At 58.3% G+C, this 13,981-nt stretch carries 12 protein-coding genes; all 12 read left to right on the top strand.

Going from position 1 to position 13,981, the window contains the following annotated elements:
- Window positions 1–305 precede the first annotated feature (305 nt).
- The 12 genes from GQR96_RS17380 to nuoL all read left to right on the top strand — a co-directional run bounded on the left by GQR96_RS17380 (window position 306) and on the right by nuoL (window position 13,745).
- On the top strand, window positions 306–1,232 hold the full coding sequence (locus GQR96_RS17380; RefSeq protein WP_004201747.1) for a LysR family transcriptional regulator: 927 nt from the start codon (window positions 306–308) through the stop codon (window positions 1,230–1,232).
- 650 nt (window positions 1,233–1,882) lie between these two features.
- On the top strand, window positions 1,883–2,329 hold the full coding sequence (nuoA, locus tag GQR96_RS17375; protein ID WP_002913181.1) for an NADH-quinone oxidoreductase subunit NuoA: 447 nt from the start codon (window positions 1,883–1,885) through the stop codon (window positions 2,327–2,329).
- A gap of 15 nt (window positions 2,330–2,344) precedes the next feature.
- A complete protein-coding gene (nuoB, locus tag GQR96_RS17370; RefSeq protein ID WP_002913178.1) occupies window positions 2,345–3,019 on the top strand; it encodes an NADH-quinone oxidoreductase subunit NuoB in 675 nt (224 codons plus the stop codon).
- An 87-nt stretch (window positions 3,020–3,106) separates the two neighbouring features.
- Window positions 3,107–4,915: an NADH-quinone oxidoreductase subunit C/D gene (gene nuoC / locus GQR96_RS17365; RefSeq protein WP_004201746.1), complete on the top strand. Its 1,809-nt coding sequence runs from the start codon at window positions 3,107–3,109 to the stop codon at window positions 4,913–4,915.
- Window positions 4,916–4,917: 2 nt separating this feature from the next.
- Complete coding sequence (gene nuoE, locus GQR96_RS17360) at window positions 4,918–5,418, top strand: NADH-quinone oxidoreductase subunit NuoE (protein WP_002913160.1); 501 nt, start codon at window positions 4,918–4,920, stop codon at window positions 5,416–5,418.
- On the top strand, window positions 5,415–6,752 hold the full coding sequence (nuoF, locus tag GQR96_RS17355) for an NADH-quinone oxidoreductase subunit NuoF (RefSeq protein ID WP_002913158.1): 1,338 nt from the start codon (window positions 5,415–5,417) through the stop codon (window positions 6,750–6,752). The genes nuoE and nuoF overlap by 4 nt, the downstream gene beginning before the upstream one ends.
- Before the next feature lie 33 nt (window positions 6,753–6,785).
- Window positions 6,786–9,512 (top strand): NADH-quinone oxidoreductase subunit NuoG, encoded by a 2,727-nt coding sequence (gene nuoG / locus GQR96_RS17350; RefSeq protein WP_065903331.1) that lies wholly within the window; start codon window positions 6,786–6,788, stop codon window positions 9,510–9,512.
- On the top strand, window positions 9,509–10,486 hold the full coding sequence (nuoH, locus tag GQR96_RS17345; RefSeq protein WP_002913156.1) for an NADH-quinone oxidoreductase subunit NuoH: 978 nt from the start codon (window positions 9,509–9,511) through the stop codon (window positions 10,484–10,486). Before nuoG ends, nuoH begins: the two co-directional genes overlap by 4 nt.
- A 14-nt stretch (window positions 10,487–10,500) precedes the next feature.
- Window positions 10,501–11,043, top strand: a complete 543-nt coding sequence (gene nuoI, locus GQR96_RS17340; protein ID WP_002913152.1) for an NADH-quinone oxidoreductase subunit NuoI — start codon at window positions 10,501–10,503, stop codon at window positions 11,041–11,043.
- Between the two features lie 10 nt (window positions 11,044–11,053).
- Window positions 11,054–11,608: an NADH-quinone oxidoreductase subunit J gene (nuoJ, locus tag GQR96_RS17335; protein ID WP_004201743.1), complete on the top strand. Its 555-nt coding sequence runs from the start codon at window positions 11,054–11,056 to the stop codon at window positions 11,606–11,608.
- Complete coding sequence (gene nuoK, locus GQR96_RS17330; protein WP_002913148.1) at window positions 11,605–11,907, top strand: NADH-quinone oxidoreductase subunit NuoK; 303 nt, start codon at window positions 11,605–11,607, stop codon at window positions 11,905–11,907. Before nuoJ ends, nuoK begins: the two co-directional genes overlap by 4 nt.
- Complete coding sequence (nuoL, locus tag GQR96_RS17325) at window positions 11,904–13,745, top strand: NADH-quinone oxidoreductase subunit L (protein WP_004201740.1); 1,842 nt, start codon at window positions 11,904–11,906, stop codon at window positions 13,743–13,745. The genes nuoK and nuoL overlap by 4 nt, the downstream gene beginning before the upstream one ends.
- The last annotated feature ends 236 nt before the right edge of the window (window positions 13,746–13,981 follow it).

Below are 13,981 nucleotides of genomic sequence, written 5' to 3'. Positions count from 1 at the left end.
TTGTTCGTTGTTCGCCAAAAAGAAGTCCGGCGAAAGAGAGGCTTTCTCACCACTACTGCGCGATTTTCCGGGGCGACGTAAGACGCCTGGCTGGCCGTGGTAATAAATAATAATGAGAAATACGAACAATATATTACTCCGGTGTTCTGCGCATTTGCTCAGACGAGTACTTTGGCATGTAATAACGTTCGTCCAGTTGTTTATCCGCCATCAGACGGTGAGCACGAGGCTCAGGGAATAGCCGGAAACCTGGCGTAAAGCATCAACAAGGCAGGTCAGCGTTAGCCACCTGTAAGTGAAGAAAGATGATTAATACAACACGTCCGATACTCAACCTCGATCTCGATCTGCTGCGCACCTTTGTAGCAGTCGCTGATTTGAACACCTTCGCCGCCGCCGCCGCCGCAGTGTGTCGTACCCAGTCCGCGGTCAGCCAGCAAATGCAACGCCTGGAGCAACTGGTTGGCAAGGAGCTTTTCGCTCGTCACGGACGCAATAAACTGCTGACCGAGCAGGGCATCCAGCTGCTGGGCTATGCCCGCAAAATCCTGCGCTTTAACGATGAAGCCTGCATGTCGCTGATGTATGGCAGCCTGCAGGGGGGACTGACCATCGGCGCGTCGGAAGAAACCGCTGATACTATCCTGCCGTTTCTGTTAAACCGCATCGGCTGCTTCTATCCCAGAATGACGCTGGAGATTAAAGTCCATCCCCATGCCGTCATCATGGCGATGCTGAGCGCGGGAGAGGTCGATCTGGCATTAACCACCCATCAGCTTCCCGGTTTTACCGCTTTCACGCTGAGAACGTCGCCTACCCTCTGGTACTGTGCAGCGGACTACGTGCTGGCGAAAGGGGAATCGATCCCCCTCATCTTGCTCGAAGAGCCTGGCCCGTTCCGTGAGGACATCATCGCCGCGCTGGAGGCTGCCCGCGTCTCCTGGCATCTGGCTCACGGCGCCTCGTCGCTCTCCGGGGTGAAAGCGGCGGTGAAAGCCGGGCTGGGGGTCACCGCGCGTCCGGTCGAAATGATGAGCCCGGATTTGCGCGTGGCCGGCATCAGCGATGGCCTGCCGGTCCTGCCGGATACCCGGTACGTCGTTAGCTGCAATCCGCAGACGGTGGGCGAACTACCGCAGGCGATTTTTCAATCTCTGAGCCAGGAGAGCGATCCCTGGCGCGCCGGGCCGGCACTTACTCCGGAAGAGGGAGGAAGCACCTTCATTTTGTGAGGTTATTTTGCTAACAAAGATCACAAAAACTGGTAACAGAATGTAAGTGCCCAAAAAGAGCCTCAAGGGTGGGTTTCCCGTCTGGTGGCTCTTTTTTTTGCACTATTATTGATGTTTTGAATCTTTTTTTTATTTCTTTGCAAGAAAATCAGCATATTGGCGTGACCTGGCGCTCACCTTGCCGACTTTTCCCAGCACTTTCAACACTTCCTGCTAATGTTAAAAAACCGGATGGATTGTTGCCGATTTCCTGGGGTAATTAACAAAACCGTGTCGCAGATCAAGAAAATACCCCTCTTTGGGGGGAGGAATCGAGGCTAAATCCTGTCAAAATAGCAGGGATTTTTGATTTACGACGGAAACGGACACGATTCAACAACACTAAAACCGAACAGTATGCAAGGTTATTTCGCATAAAAGGGCATTTAATGTTAATGAAAAGATTCCAATGTAAATTAATGTTATGAAAACTTTTGTTAAAGTTGACAAAAGGTTAAAGAAAGGGGTAAAAAGCCACGGCATCTGGGCTTCTCACATCTTCCAGGGACGCTTTTTTGCACGGTTATTTTTTATTCCTCCCGTGAAACGCTGTGGCGTTCATCTGCCAGTAAGAGCAGAGGGTTTTGGCGCTACACTTTTTTGGTTAAGCAATGCGTATGTCAACATCCACTGAAGTCATCGCTCATCACTGGGCATTCGCTATATTTCTCATCATCGCTATCGGCCTGTGCTGCCTGATGCTCGTCGGCGGCTGGTACCTTGGCGGTCGCGCGCGCGCGCGTAGCAAAAACACGCCGTTTGAATCGGGGATCGACTCCGTTGGTTCGGCCCGCTTACGTCTTTCTGCGAAGTTTTATCTGGTTGCCATGTTCTTCGTTATCTTCGACGTGGAAGCCCTGTATCTCTACGCATGGTCGACCTCCATCCGCGAGAGCGGTTGGGTCGGCTTTGTGGAAGCCGCAATTTTCATTTTAGTGCTACTGGCTGGTCTGGTTTATCTCGTTCGCATCGGCGCACTGGACTGGACGCCTGCGCGTTCCCGTCGCACGCTGGTTAACCCGGAAACAGACAGTCCCACTAACCGTCATATGCAGTAAAAGCGAGGCAATAAGATGGATTATACGCTCACCCGCATAGATCCTAACGGTGAGAACGACCGTTACCCCCTGCAGAAACAGGAGATCGTTACCGACCCCCTGGAGCAGGAAGTCAACAAAAGCGTGTATATGGGGAAACTCGAACACGCGCTGCATGACATGGTGAACTGGGGCCGTAAGAACTCAATTTGGCCGTATAACTTCGGCCTTTCTTGCTGTTATGTGGAAATGGTGACGTCATTCACTGCGGTGCATGACGTTGCGCGCTTTGGGGCCGAAGTTCTGCGCGCCTCTCCGCGTCAGGCGGACCTGATGGTGGTCGCCGGAACCTGCTTCACCAAAATGGCGCCGGTGATTCAGCGTCTCTATGATCAGATGCTGGAGCCGAAGTGGGTGATTTCCATGGGCGCCTGCGCGAACTCCGGCGGCATGTACGACATCTATTCCGTCGTCCAGGGCGTGGATAAATTCATCCCGGTCGATGTGTACATCCCGGGCTGCCCGCCGCGTCCGGAGGCCTATATGCAGGCGCTGATGCTGCTGCAGGAGTCCATTGGTAAAGAACGTCGTCCGCTCTCATGGGTGGTTGGCGATCAGGGCGTCTATCGCGCCAATATGCAGTCGGAACGCGAGCGTAAACGCGGCGAACGTATTGCAGTGACCAATCTGCGGACGCCGGACGAGATTTAATTTGCGCCTGCGGGCGGGAGAATCACTTCGCAAATCAATCTACAACAGCGCGAAGTCTCGCCCGGCAGTCACCACGGACCTTTTGCAATGGTGAACAATATGACCGATTTAACCGCGCATGACGCCGCACCAGCCTGGCAAACCCGCGATCACCTTGATGACCCGGTGATCGGCGAACTGCGCAACCGCTTTGGGCCGGATGCCTTTACCGTTCAGCCAACCCGCACCGGCGTACCGGTGGTATGGGTCAAGCGCGAGCAGCTGCTTGAGGTGGGTGATTTCCTGAAGAAATTGCCGAAGCCTTACGTGATGCTGTTTGACCTGCACGGTATGGACGAACGTCTGCGCACGCACCGCGATGGCCTGCCCGCCGCGGATTTTTCCGTTTTCTATCACCTGATTTCCATCGACCGCAACCGCGACATCATGCTCAAGGTGGCGCTGTCTGAAAACGATCTGCATCTGCCAACCTTCACCAAACTGTTCCCCAACGCCAACTGGTATGAACGTGAAACCTGGGAAATGTTTGGTATTACCTTCGATGGCCACCCAAATCTGCGTCGCATCATGATGCCGCCGACCTGGGAAGGCCACCCGCTGCGTAAAGACTACCCGGCGCGCGCCACCGAATTCGATCCGTTTGAGCTGACCAAAGCCAAACAGGATCTGGAGATGGAAGCGCTGACTTTCAAACCGGAAGAGTGGGGCATGAAACGCGGCACCGACAACGAGGACTTCATGTTCCTCAACCTCGGTCCGAACCACCCGTCCGCGCACGGTGCCTTCCGCATTATTCTGCAGCTGGATGGCGAAGAGATCGTCGACTGCGTGCCGGATATCGGTTACCACCACCGCGGCGCCGAGAAGATGGGCGAGCGCCAGTCCTGGCACAGCTACATCCCGTACACCGACCGTATCGAATACCTTGGCGGCTGCGTCAACGAGATGCCGTACGTGCTGGCCGTAGAAAAACTGGCCGGGATCACCGTGCCGGATCGCGTCAACGTGATCCGCGTGATGCTCTCCGAACTGTTCCGCATCAACAGCCACCTGCTGTATATCTCAACCTTTATTCAGGACGTCGGCGCGATGACGCCTGTCTTCTTCGCCTTTACCGATCGGCAGAAAATCTACGATCTGGTGGAAGCGATCACCGGTTTCCGTATGCACCCGGCGTGGTTCCGCATCGGCGGCGTCGCGCACGATCTGCCGCGCGGCTGGGATCGTCTGCTGCGTGAGTTCCTCGAGTGGATGCCGAAGCGTCTGGACTCCTATGAAAAAGCCGCCCTGCGCAACACCATTCTGAAGGGCCGTTCCGTCGGCGTGGCAGCCTATACCGCCAAAGAGGCGCTGGAGTGGGGCACCACCGGCGCAGGCCTGCGCGCCACAGGTATCGGCTTCGACGTGCGTAAATGGCGTCCTTATTCTGGCTACGAAAATTTCGACTTCGAAGTCCCGACCGGCGGTGGCGTTTCTGACTGCTACACCCGCGTGATGCTGAAAGTCGAAGAGCTGCGCCAGAGCCTGCGCATTCTTCAGCAGTGCCTCGACAATATGCCGGAAGGGCCGTTCAAAGCGGATCACCCGCTGACCACGCCGCCGCCGAAAGAGCGCACGCTGCAGCATATCGAAACCCTGATCACCCACTTCCTGCAGGTATCGTGGGGCCCGGTCATGCCGGCCAACGAATCCTTCCAGATGATTGAGGCGACCAAGGGGATTAACAGTTACTACCTGACCAGCGACGGCAGCACCATGAGCTACCGTACCCGCGTCCGCACGCCGAGCTTTGCGCACCTGCAGCAGATCCCGTCGGCGATCCGCGGCAGCCTGGTATCCGACCTGATCGTCTATCTGGGTAGTATCGATTTTGTTATGTCAGACGTGGACCGCTAATTATGCACGAGAATCAACAACCACAAACCGAGGCTTTTGAGCTGAGTGCGGCAGAGCGTGAGGCTATTGAGCACGAGAAGCACCACTACGAAGACCCGCGTGCGGCGTCCATCGAAGCGCTGAAAATCGTTCAGAAACAGCGCGGCTGGGTGCCGGATGGCGCGATCTACGCCATTGCCGATGTGCTGGGCATCCCGGCCAGCGACGTCGAAGGCGTGGCGACGTTCTACAGCCAAATTTTCCGCCAGCCGGTTGGCCGTCACGTGATCCGCTACTGCGACAGCGTGGTGTGTCACATTACCGGCTATCAGGGGATTCAGGCCGCCATCGAGAAGAAGCTGAACATCAAGCCAGGGCAGACCACCTTTGATGGCCGCTTTACCCTGCTGCCGACCTGCTGCCTGGGCAACTGCGACAAGGGACCGACCATGATGATTGATGAGGACACTCACAGCCATCTGACGCCGGAGGCAATTCCTGACCTGCTGGAGCAGTACAAATGAAAACCGTAATTCGTACTGCGGAAACGCATCCGCTCACCTGGCGCCTGCGCGACGACAAGCAGCCGGTCTGGCTGGACGAGTATCGCAGCAAAAATGGCTATGAAGGGGCGCGAAAAGCGCTGACCGGCATGGCGCCGGACGAGATCGTCACGGCGGTAAAAGACGCTGGCCTGAAAGGGCGCGGCGGCGCGGGCTTCTCCACCGGTCTGAAGTGGAGCCTGATGCCGAAAGACGAGTCCATGAACATCCGTTACCTGCTGTGTAACGCCGATGAGATGGAGCCGGGCACCTATAAAGACCGCCTGCTGATGGAGCAGCTCCCGCACCTGCTGGTGGAAGGCATGCTGATCTCCGCCTTTGCGCTGAAGGCTTATCGCGGCTACATCTTCCTGCGCGGAGAGTATATCGAAGCGGCCCAGCATCTGCGCCGCGCGATTGCCGAAGCCACCGAGGCGGGCCTGCTGGGGAAAAATATCCTCGGCACTGGTTTTGACTTCGAGCTGTTTGTCCACACCGGGGCAGGACGCTATATCTGCGGCGAAGAGACGGCGCTGATCAACTCCCTGGAAGGCCGCCGCGCTAACCCGCGCTCCAAGCCGCCGTTCCCGGCGAGCTCCGGCGTGTGGGGTAAGCCGACCTGCGTCAACAACGTGGAAACCCTGTGCAACGTGCCGGCGATTCTGGCTAACGGCGTCGAGTGGTACCAGAACATCTCCACCAGTAAAGATGCCGGCACCAAGCTGATGGGCTTCTCCGGCCGCGTGAAGAACCCGGGCGTCTGGGAGCTGCCGTTCGGCACCACTGCCCGCGAGATCCTTGAAGATTACGCCGGCGGTATGCGCGATGGCCTGAAGTTTAAAGCCTGGCAGCCGGGTGGGGCAGGGACCGACTTCCTCACCGAAGCGCACCTCGATCTGCCGATGGAGTTCGAAAGCATTGGTAAAGCGGGCAGCCGTCTGGGCACCTCGCTGGCGATGGCCGTTGACCACGAGATCAACATGGTCTCGCTGGTGCGCAACCTCGAAGAGTTCTTTGCCCGCGAGTCCTGTGGCTGGTGTACGCCGTGCCGCGATGGTCTGCCGTGGAGCGTGAAGATCCTGCGCGCCCTGGAGCGCGGCGAAGGTCAGCCTGGCGATATCGAAACGCTTGAGCAACTGTGTCGATTCCTGGGCCCAGGGAAAACCTTCTGCGCGCACGCGCCGGGCGCGGTTGAGCCGCTGCAGAGCGCGATTAAATATTTCCGCGAAGAATTCGAGGCTGGCATTAAGCAGCAGTTCAGCAATACCCATGCAATCAACGGGATTCAGCCGAACCTGCTTAAGACGCGCTGGTAATCTAAAGCTTTTTTTATTTTTGGAAGCACGCTAATGGCTACGATTCATGTAGACGGCAAAGAATACGAGGTCAACGGAGCGGACAACCTGCTGGAGGCTTGTCTCTCTCTTGGGCTTGATATTCCCTACTTTTGCTGGCATCCGGCGCTAGGGAGCGTCGGTGCTTGCCGCCAGTGTGCGGTGAAGCAATATCAGAACGCGGAAGACACGCGTGGTCGCCTGGTGATGTCCTGTATGACTCCGGCATCCGATGGCACCTTTATTTCTATCGACGACGGCGAAGCGAAGCAGTTCCGAGAAAGTGTGGTGGAGTGGCTGATGACCAACCACCCGCACGACTGCCCGGTCTGCGAAGAGGGCGGCAACTGCCACCTGCAGGATATGACGGTGATGACCGGCCATAGCTTCCGCCGCTATCGTTTTACCAAGCGTACCCACCGCAACCAGGATCTGGGGCCGTTTATTTCTCACGAAATGAACCGCTGCATCGCCTGCTACCGCTGCGTGCGCTACTACAAAGATTATGCCGACGGCACCGATCTGGGCGTCTATGGCGCCCACGACAACGTCTACTTCGGCCGCCCGGAAGATGGCACCCTGGAGAGCGAATTCTCCGGCAACCTGGTGGAAGTCTGCCCGACCGGCGTCTTCACCGATAAAACGCACTCCGAGCGTTATAACCGTAAGTGGGACATGCAGTTTGCGCCGAGCATCTGCCAGCAGTGTTCCATTGGCTGCAACATCAGCCCAGGCGAACGCTATGGCGAGCTGCGTCGTATCGAAAACCGCTATAACGGTACCGTTAACCGCTACTTCCTCTGCGACCGCGGTCGTTTCGGCTATGGCTACGTAAACCTCAAAGATCGTCCGCGTCAGCCGGTTCAGCGCCGCGGCGACGATCTGATCGCGCTCAACGCCGAACAGGCGATGCAGGGCGCGGCGGATATCCTGCGCCAGTCGAAGAAAGTCATTGGTATCGGTTCTCCGCGCGCCAGCATTGAAAGCAACTTCGCGCTGCGCGAGCTGGTGGGTGCCGACAACTTCTATACCGGCATCGCCAAAGGCGAACAAGCGCGCCTGCAGATGATGCTGAAAGTGCTGCGCGAAGGTGGGATCCACACCCCAAGCCTGCGCGATATCGAATCCTACGACGCGGTACTGGTGCTGGGCGAAGACATTACCCAGACCGGCGCGCGCGTCGCGCTGGCGGTGCGTCAGGCGGTGAAAGGGAAAGCACGCGAAATGGCGGCGGCACAGAAAGTGGCCGACTGGCAGATTGCGGCGATCCTCAACATCGGCCAGCGCGCCAAGCACCCGCTATTCGTCACCAACATCGATGACACCCGCCTGGATGACATCGCCGCGTGGACCTACCGCGCGCCGGTAGAAGATCAGGCGCGTCTCGGCTTCGCCATCGCCCATGCGCTGGACGACAGCGCGCCGGCGGTTGACGGCCTGAGCCGCGAACTGCAGGGTAAAGTCGATGTCATCGTCCAGGCGCTGGCCGGGGCGAAAAAACCACTGATTATTTCCGGGACCAACGCCGGCAGCATGGAGATCATCCAGGCCGCCGCTAACGTGGCGAAAGCCCTGAAAGGCCGTGGCGCCGACGTCGGCGTGACCATGGTTGCCCGCGCGGTGAACAGCGTCGGTCTGGGTATGATCGGCGGCGGCTCGCTTGAGGAGGCGCTCGACGAACTGGAAAGCGGTGCCGCAGACGCAGTTATCGTGCTGGAAAACGACCTTCACCGTCATGCTTCCGCCGCCCGCGTCGACGCAGCGCTCTCCAAAGCGCCGCTGGTGATGGTGGTTGACCATCAGCGCACGGCGATTATGGACAAAGCGCACCTGGTGCTCTCCGCGGCAAGCTTTGCGGAAAGCGACGGTACCGTGGTGAACAACGAAGGCCGCGCCCAGCGTTTCTTCCAGGTCTACGACCCGGCCTACTACGACGCGAAAACCGTGATGCTGGAAAGCTGGCGCTGGCTGCATTCTCTGCACAGCACCGTTAACAACCGTCAGGTTGACTGGACGCAGCTGGACCACGTTATCGATGCCGCGATTGCCGCACTGCCGCAGCTGGCGGGCATAAAAGATGCCGCGCCGGATGCGACCTTCCGCATTCGTGGGCAGAAACTGGCGCGTGAACCGCACCGCTACAGCGGCCGCACGGCGATGCGCGCTAACATCAGCGTCCACGAGCCGCGTCAGCCGCAGGATAAAGACACGATGTTCGCCTTCTCTATGGAAGGGAACAACCAGCCGTCTGCCCCGCGTTCGCAGATCCCGTTCGCCTGGGCGCCGGGCTGGAACTCCCCGCAGGCATGGAACAAGTTCCAGGATGAAGTGGGCGGGAAACTGCGCCACGGCGATCCGGGCGTCCGTCTGTTTGAAGCGTCCGCCAGCGGGCTGGAATACTTCACGGCGGTGCCGGCCAGCTTCCAGGCGGAAGACGGGAAATGGCGTATCGCGCCGTACTACCACCTGTTTGGCAGCGATGAGCTGTCGCAGCGCGCGCCGGTGTTCCAGAGCCGGATGCCTGAGCCGTACATCAAGCTGAACCCGGCGGATGCCGCGAAGCTTGGCGTCAACGCCGGGGCGATGCTCTCCTTTAGCGTGGAAGGCCAGACCCTGCGTCTGCCGCTGGTTATCTCTGAAGGTCTGACCGCAGGACAGGTTGGCTTACCGATGGGCATGCCGGGCATTGCGCCGGTACTGACCGGATCGCGTATTGATTCACTGCAGGAGGCGAAAGCATGAGCTGGTTAACGCCGGATCTTATCGACATTCTGTTAAGCATCCTGAAGGCCGTGGTCATTCTGCTGGTGGTGGTCACCTGCGGCGCGTTCATGAGCTTCGGCGAGCGTCGTCTGCTCGGTCTGTTCCAGAACCGCTACGGGCCAAACCGGGTAGGCTGGGGCGGTTCGCTGCAGCTGGTCGCCGACATGATCAAGATGTTCTTTAAAGAGGACTGGATCCCGCGCTTTTCCGATCGCGTGATCTTTACTCTGGCGCCGGTTATCGCCTTTACCTCGCTGCTGCTGGCCTTCGCTATCGTGCCGGTCAGCCCGACGTGGGTGGTGGCTGACCTGAACATCGGGATCCTGTTCTTCCTGATGATGGCAGGCCTGGCGGTTTACGCGGTGCTGTTCGCCGGTTGGTCGAGCAACAACAAATACTCCCTGCTGGGGGCGATGCGTGCTTCCGCGCAGACCCTAAGCTACGAAGTGTTCCTCGGCCTCTCCCTGATGGGCGTGGTGGCGCAGGCGGGGTCATTCAACATGACCGATATCGTCAACAACCAGGCGCATCTGTGGAACGTTATCCCGCAGTTCTTCGGCTTCGTGACGTTCGCCATCGCCGGCGTGGCGGTGTGTCACCGTCACCCGTTCGACCAGCCGGAAGCGGAGCAGGAGCTGGCCGATGGTTACCACATTGAATACTCCGGCATGAAGTTCGGTCTGTTCTTCGTGGGTGAATACATCGGTATCGTCACCGTTTCAGCGCTGATCGTCACACTGTTCTTCGGCGGCTGGAATGGCCCGTGGTTACCTCCTTTCATCTGGTTCGCGCTGAAAACCGCGTTCTTCATGATGATGTTCATTTTGATCCGCGCATCATTACCGCGTCCGCGCTATGACCAGGTAATGTCCTTTGGCTGGAAGGTATGCCTGCCGTTAACGCTGGTCAACTTGTTGGTAACGGCGGCTGTCATTCTCTGGCAGGCGCAATAAGGGGTGAATTGAACATGACCTTAAAAGAATTATTGGTGGGGTTCGGCACCCAGGTCCGGAGTATCTGGATGATTGGCCTGCATGCCTTCGCCAAACGTGAAACCCGGATGTACCCGGAAGAGCCGGTCTATTTGCCGCCGCGTTATCGCGGCCGCATCGTGCTGACGCGCGATCCGGACGGTGCAGAGCGCTGCGTCGCCTGTAACCTGTGTGCGGTAGCCTGCCCGGTGGGCTGTATTTCGCTGCAGAAAGCAGAGACGGTAGACGGCCGCTGGTACCCTGAGTTCTTCCGCATCAACTTCTCACGCTGCATCTTCTGCGGTCTGTGCGAAGAAGCGTGCCCGACCACGGCGATCCAGTTGACCCCTGACTTCGAGCTGGGTGAATACAAACGTCAGGATCTGGTGTACGAAAAAGAGGATCTGCTGATTTCCGGTCCGGGCAAATACCCGGAATATAACTTCTACCGGATGGCGGGTATGGCAATCGACGGCAAAGATAAGGGCGAAGCGGAAAACGAAGCTAAGCCGATCGACGTCAAGAGCCTGTTACCGTAAGGAGAGGGCAATGGAATTCGCTTTTTATATCTGTGGCCTGATCGCCATCCTCGCAACCTTGCGGGTCGTCACCCACACCAATCCGGTGCATGCGCTGCTGTACCTGATCATTTCGTTGTTAGCGATTGCCGGGGTGTTCTTCTCGCTGGGCGCGTACTTCGCCGGGGCGCTGGAGATTATCGTCTACGCTGGGGCCATTATGGTGCTGTTCGTCTTCGTGGTGATGATGCTCAACCTGGGCGGCAGCGAAATCGAACAGGAACGCAAATGGCTGCAGCCGGGGATCTGGATTGGCCCGGCCATCCTCTCCGCAGTGCTGCTGGTGGTTATCGTTTACGCCATTCTGGGGATTAACGACCAGGGTATCGACGGCGCGGCAATCAACGCTAAAGAAGTGGGTATTGCGCTGTTTGGGCCGTACGTCCTGGCGGTGGAGCTGGCCTCCATGCTGCTGCTGGCGGGCCTGGTGGTCGCCTTCCACATCGGTCGCGAAGAGCGCGCCGGCGAGGTGCTGAGCAACCGCGTGAACGACAGCGACAAAAGAAAAACGGAGGAACACGCATGATCCCCTTAACACATGGACTGATCCTCGCGGCCATCCTGTTTGTGCTTGGTCTGACGGGGCTGGTGATCCGCCGCAATCTGCTGTTTATGTTGATCAGCCTGGAAATCATGATTAACGCCGCCGCGCTGGCCTTTGTGGTGGCGGGCAGCTACTGGGGCCAGGCAGATGGTCAGATTATGTATATCCTCGCCATCAGCCTTGCGGCTGCGGAAGCGAGTATCGGTCTGGCGCTGCTGCTGCAGCTCCATCGTCGCCGCCAGAACCTGAACATCGATTCAGTAAGTGAGTTGCGTGGATGAACATGCTTGCCTTAACCATTCTTTTGCCATTGATTGGCTTTGTGCTGCTGGCCTTCTCCCGCGGGCGCTGGTCGGAAAACCTTTCCGCCACCGTTGGCATGGGCTCGGTAGGCCTGGCGGCGCTGGTCACCGCCTATGTCGGCGTCGACTTTTTCGCTAACGGCAAACAGGCGGTCAGCGTGCCGCTGTGGACCTGGATGTCGGTAGGGGATTTCAACATCGGCTTCAACCTGGTGCTGGACGGCCTGTCGCTGACCATGCTCTCCGTGGTGACCGGCGTCGGCTTCCTGATCCACATGTTCGCCTCCTGGTATATGCGCGGTGAAGAGGGCTACTCCCGCTTCTTCGCCTACACCAACCTGTTTATCGCCAGCATGGTGGTTCTGGTACTGGCCGACAACCTGCTGCTGATGTACCTGGGTTGGGAAGGGGTGGGTCTTTGCTCTTACCTGCTGATCGGCTTCTACTACACCGATCCGAAGAACGGCGCCGCAGCGATGAAAGCGTTTGTGGTGACCCGCGTCGGCGACGTGTTCCTCGCCTTCGCGCTGTTCATCCTCTACAACGAACTGGGTACCCTCAACTTCCGCGAAATGGTTGAGCTGGCGCCGCAGCACTTTGCTAACGGCAGCACCACGCTGCAGTGGGCGACGCTGATGCTGCTCGGCGGCGCGGTCGGTAAATCCGCCCAGCTGCCGCTGCAAACGTGGCTTGCCGATGCGATGGCGGGTCCGACGCCGGTTTCCGCGCTGATCCACGCCGCGACCATGGTCACCGCCGGCGTCTACCTGATCGCCCGTACCCACGGTCTGTTCCTGATGACGCCGGAAGTGCTGCATCTGGTCGGGATCGTCGGGGCGGTTACCCTGGTGCTGGCGGGCTTCGCCGCGCTGGTGCAGACCGACATTAAACGCGTTCTCGCTTACTCCACCATGAGCCAGATTGGCTACATGTTCCTCGCGCTGGGCGTGCAGGCATGGGACGCGGCGATTTTCCATCTGATGACTCACGCGTTCTTTAAAGCGCTGCTGTTCCTGTCGTCTGGTTCGGTGATTCTCGCCTGCCATCACGAACAGAACATCTTCAAGATGGGCGGCCTGCGCAAATCTATTCCGCTGGTGTACGTCTGCTTCCTGGTGGGGGGCGCGGCGCTGTCCGCTCTGCCGCTCATTACCGCAGGCTTCTTCAGTAAGGATGAGATTCTGGCGGGGGCGATGGCCAACGGCCATATCAACCTGATGGTGGCGGGCCTGGTCGGCGCCTTTATGACCTCGCTGTACACCTTCCGCATGATTTTCATTGTGTTCCACGGTAAAGAGCAAATTCACGCGCACGCAGGGAAGGGGATCACCCATCATCTGCCGCTGATTGTGCTGCTGGTGCTGTCCACCTTCGTTGGCGCGCTGATCGTGCCGCCGCTGGAAGGCGTCTTACCGCAGACCACTGAACTGGCGCACGGCAGCGTGATGACGCTGGAGATTGCCTCCGGGATCATCGCTATTGCCGGCATCCTGATCGCCGCATGGCTGTGGCTGGGCAAACGCACCCTGGTGACCTCTATCGCCAACAGCGCGCCTGGCCGCTTCTTCGGTACCTGGTGGTTCCATGCCTGGGGCTTCGACTGGTTATACGACAAAGTATTCGTTAAGCCATTCCTCGGCATTGCCTGGCTGCTGAAGAGCGATCCGCTGAACTCGTTGATGAACATCCCGGCACTCCTCTCCCGCTTCGCAGGTAAAGGCCTGCTGGTGAGCGAGAACGGCTATCTGCGCTGGTATGTGGCGTCAATGAGCATTGGCGCGGTGGTGGTGCTGGCGCTGCTGATGGTATTGCGTTGAGTTTGAGAACGATTGTGTTGCCCGGCGGCGCGGTGCTTGCCGGGCCTACGGGAGCGTAGGTCGGGTAAGCGTTAGCGCCACCCGACAAAACAAGCCTCAAACCGAAGTGAATTTTCTGTGAGAATTCGTTGAAAATCAGGTCGTAAAGGACAGGCGTTATCGGCGAAGTCAAAGTGGACGCCGCCTGCGCGGAGCAATCGGAGCGTACTAAAATACGTGAGGATTGTGAGCACAGC

The sequence above is a fragment of the Klebsiella sp. PCX genome, assembly GCF_021869705.1.
Lineage (GTDB): Bacteria > Pseudomonadota > Gammaproteobacteria > Enterobacterales > Enterobacteriaceae > Klebsiella > Klebsiella quasipneumoniae.
Note: the sequence above shows the minus strand (reverse complement) of the source record. Positions and strands in the feature narration are given on the sequence as shown.

What these genes read in the sequence shown, in the direction of transcription:
- nuoJ (WP_004201743.1), top strand. Translation starts at nt 11,054, where the DNA reads ATGGAATTCGCTTTTTATATCTGTGGCCTGATCGCCATCCTCGCAACC.
- nuoB (WP_002913178.1), top strand. Translation starts at nt 2,345, where the DNA reads ATGGATTATACGCTCACCCGCATAGATCCTAACGGTGAGAACGACCGT.
- nuoL (WP_004201740.1), top strand. Translation starts at nt 11,904, where the DNA reads ATGAACATGCTTGCCTTAACCATTCTTTTGCCATTGATTGGCTTTGTG.
- nuoC (WP_004201746.1), top strand. Translation starts at nt 3,107, where the DNA reads ATGGTGAACAATATGACCGATTTAACCGCGCATGACGCCGCACCAGCC.
- nuoH (WP_002913156.1), top strand. Translation starts at nt 9,509, where the DNA reads ATGAGCTGGTTAACGCCGGATCTTATCGACATTCTGTTAAGCATCCTG.
- nuoF (WP_002913158.1), top strand. Translation starts at nt 5,415, where the DNA reads ATGAAAACCGTAATTCGTACTGCGGAAACGCATCCGCTCACCTGGCGC.
- nuoA (WP_002913181.1), top strand. Translation starts at nt 1,883, where the DNA reads ATGCGTATGTCAACATCCACTGAAGTCATCGCTCATCACTGGGCATTC.
- GQR96_RS17380 (WP_004201747.1), top strand. Translation starts at nt 306, where the DNA reads ATGATTAATACAACACGTCCGATACTCAACCTCGATCTCGATCTGCTG.
- nuoI (WP_002913152.1), top strand. Translation starts at nt 10,501, where the DNA reads ATGACCTTAAAAGAATTATTGGTGGGGTTCGGCACCCAGGTCCGGAGT.
- nuoG (WP_065903331.1), top strand. Translation starts at nt 6,786, where the DNA reads ATGGCTACGATTCATGTAGACGGCAAAGAATACGAGGTCAACGGAGCG.
- nuoE (WP_002913160.1), top strand. Translation starts at nt 4,918, where the DNA reads ATGCACGAGAATCAACAACCACAAACCGAGGCTTTTGAGCTGAGTGCG.
- nuoK (WP_002913148.1), top strand. Translation starts at nt 11,605, where the DNA reads ATGATCCCCTTAACACATGGACTGATCCTCGCGGCCATCCTGTTTGTG.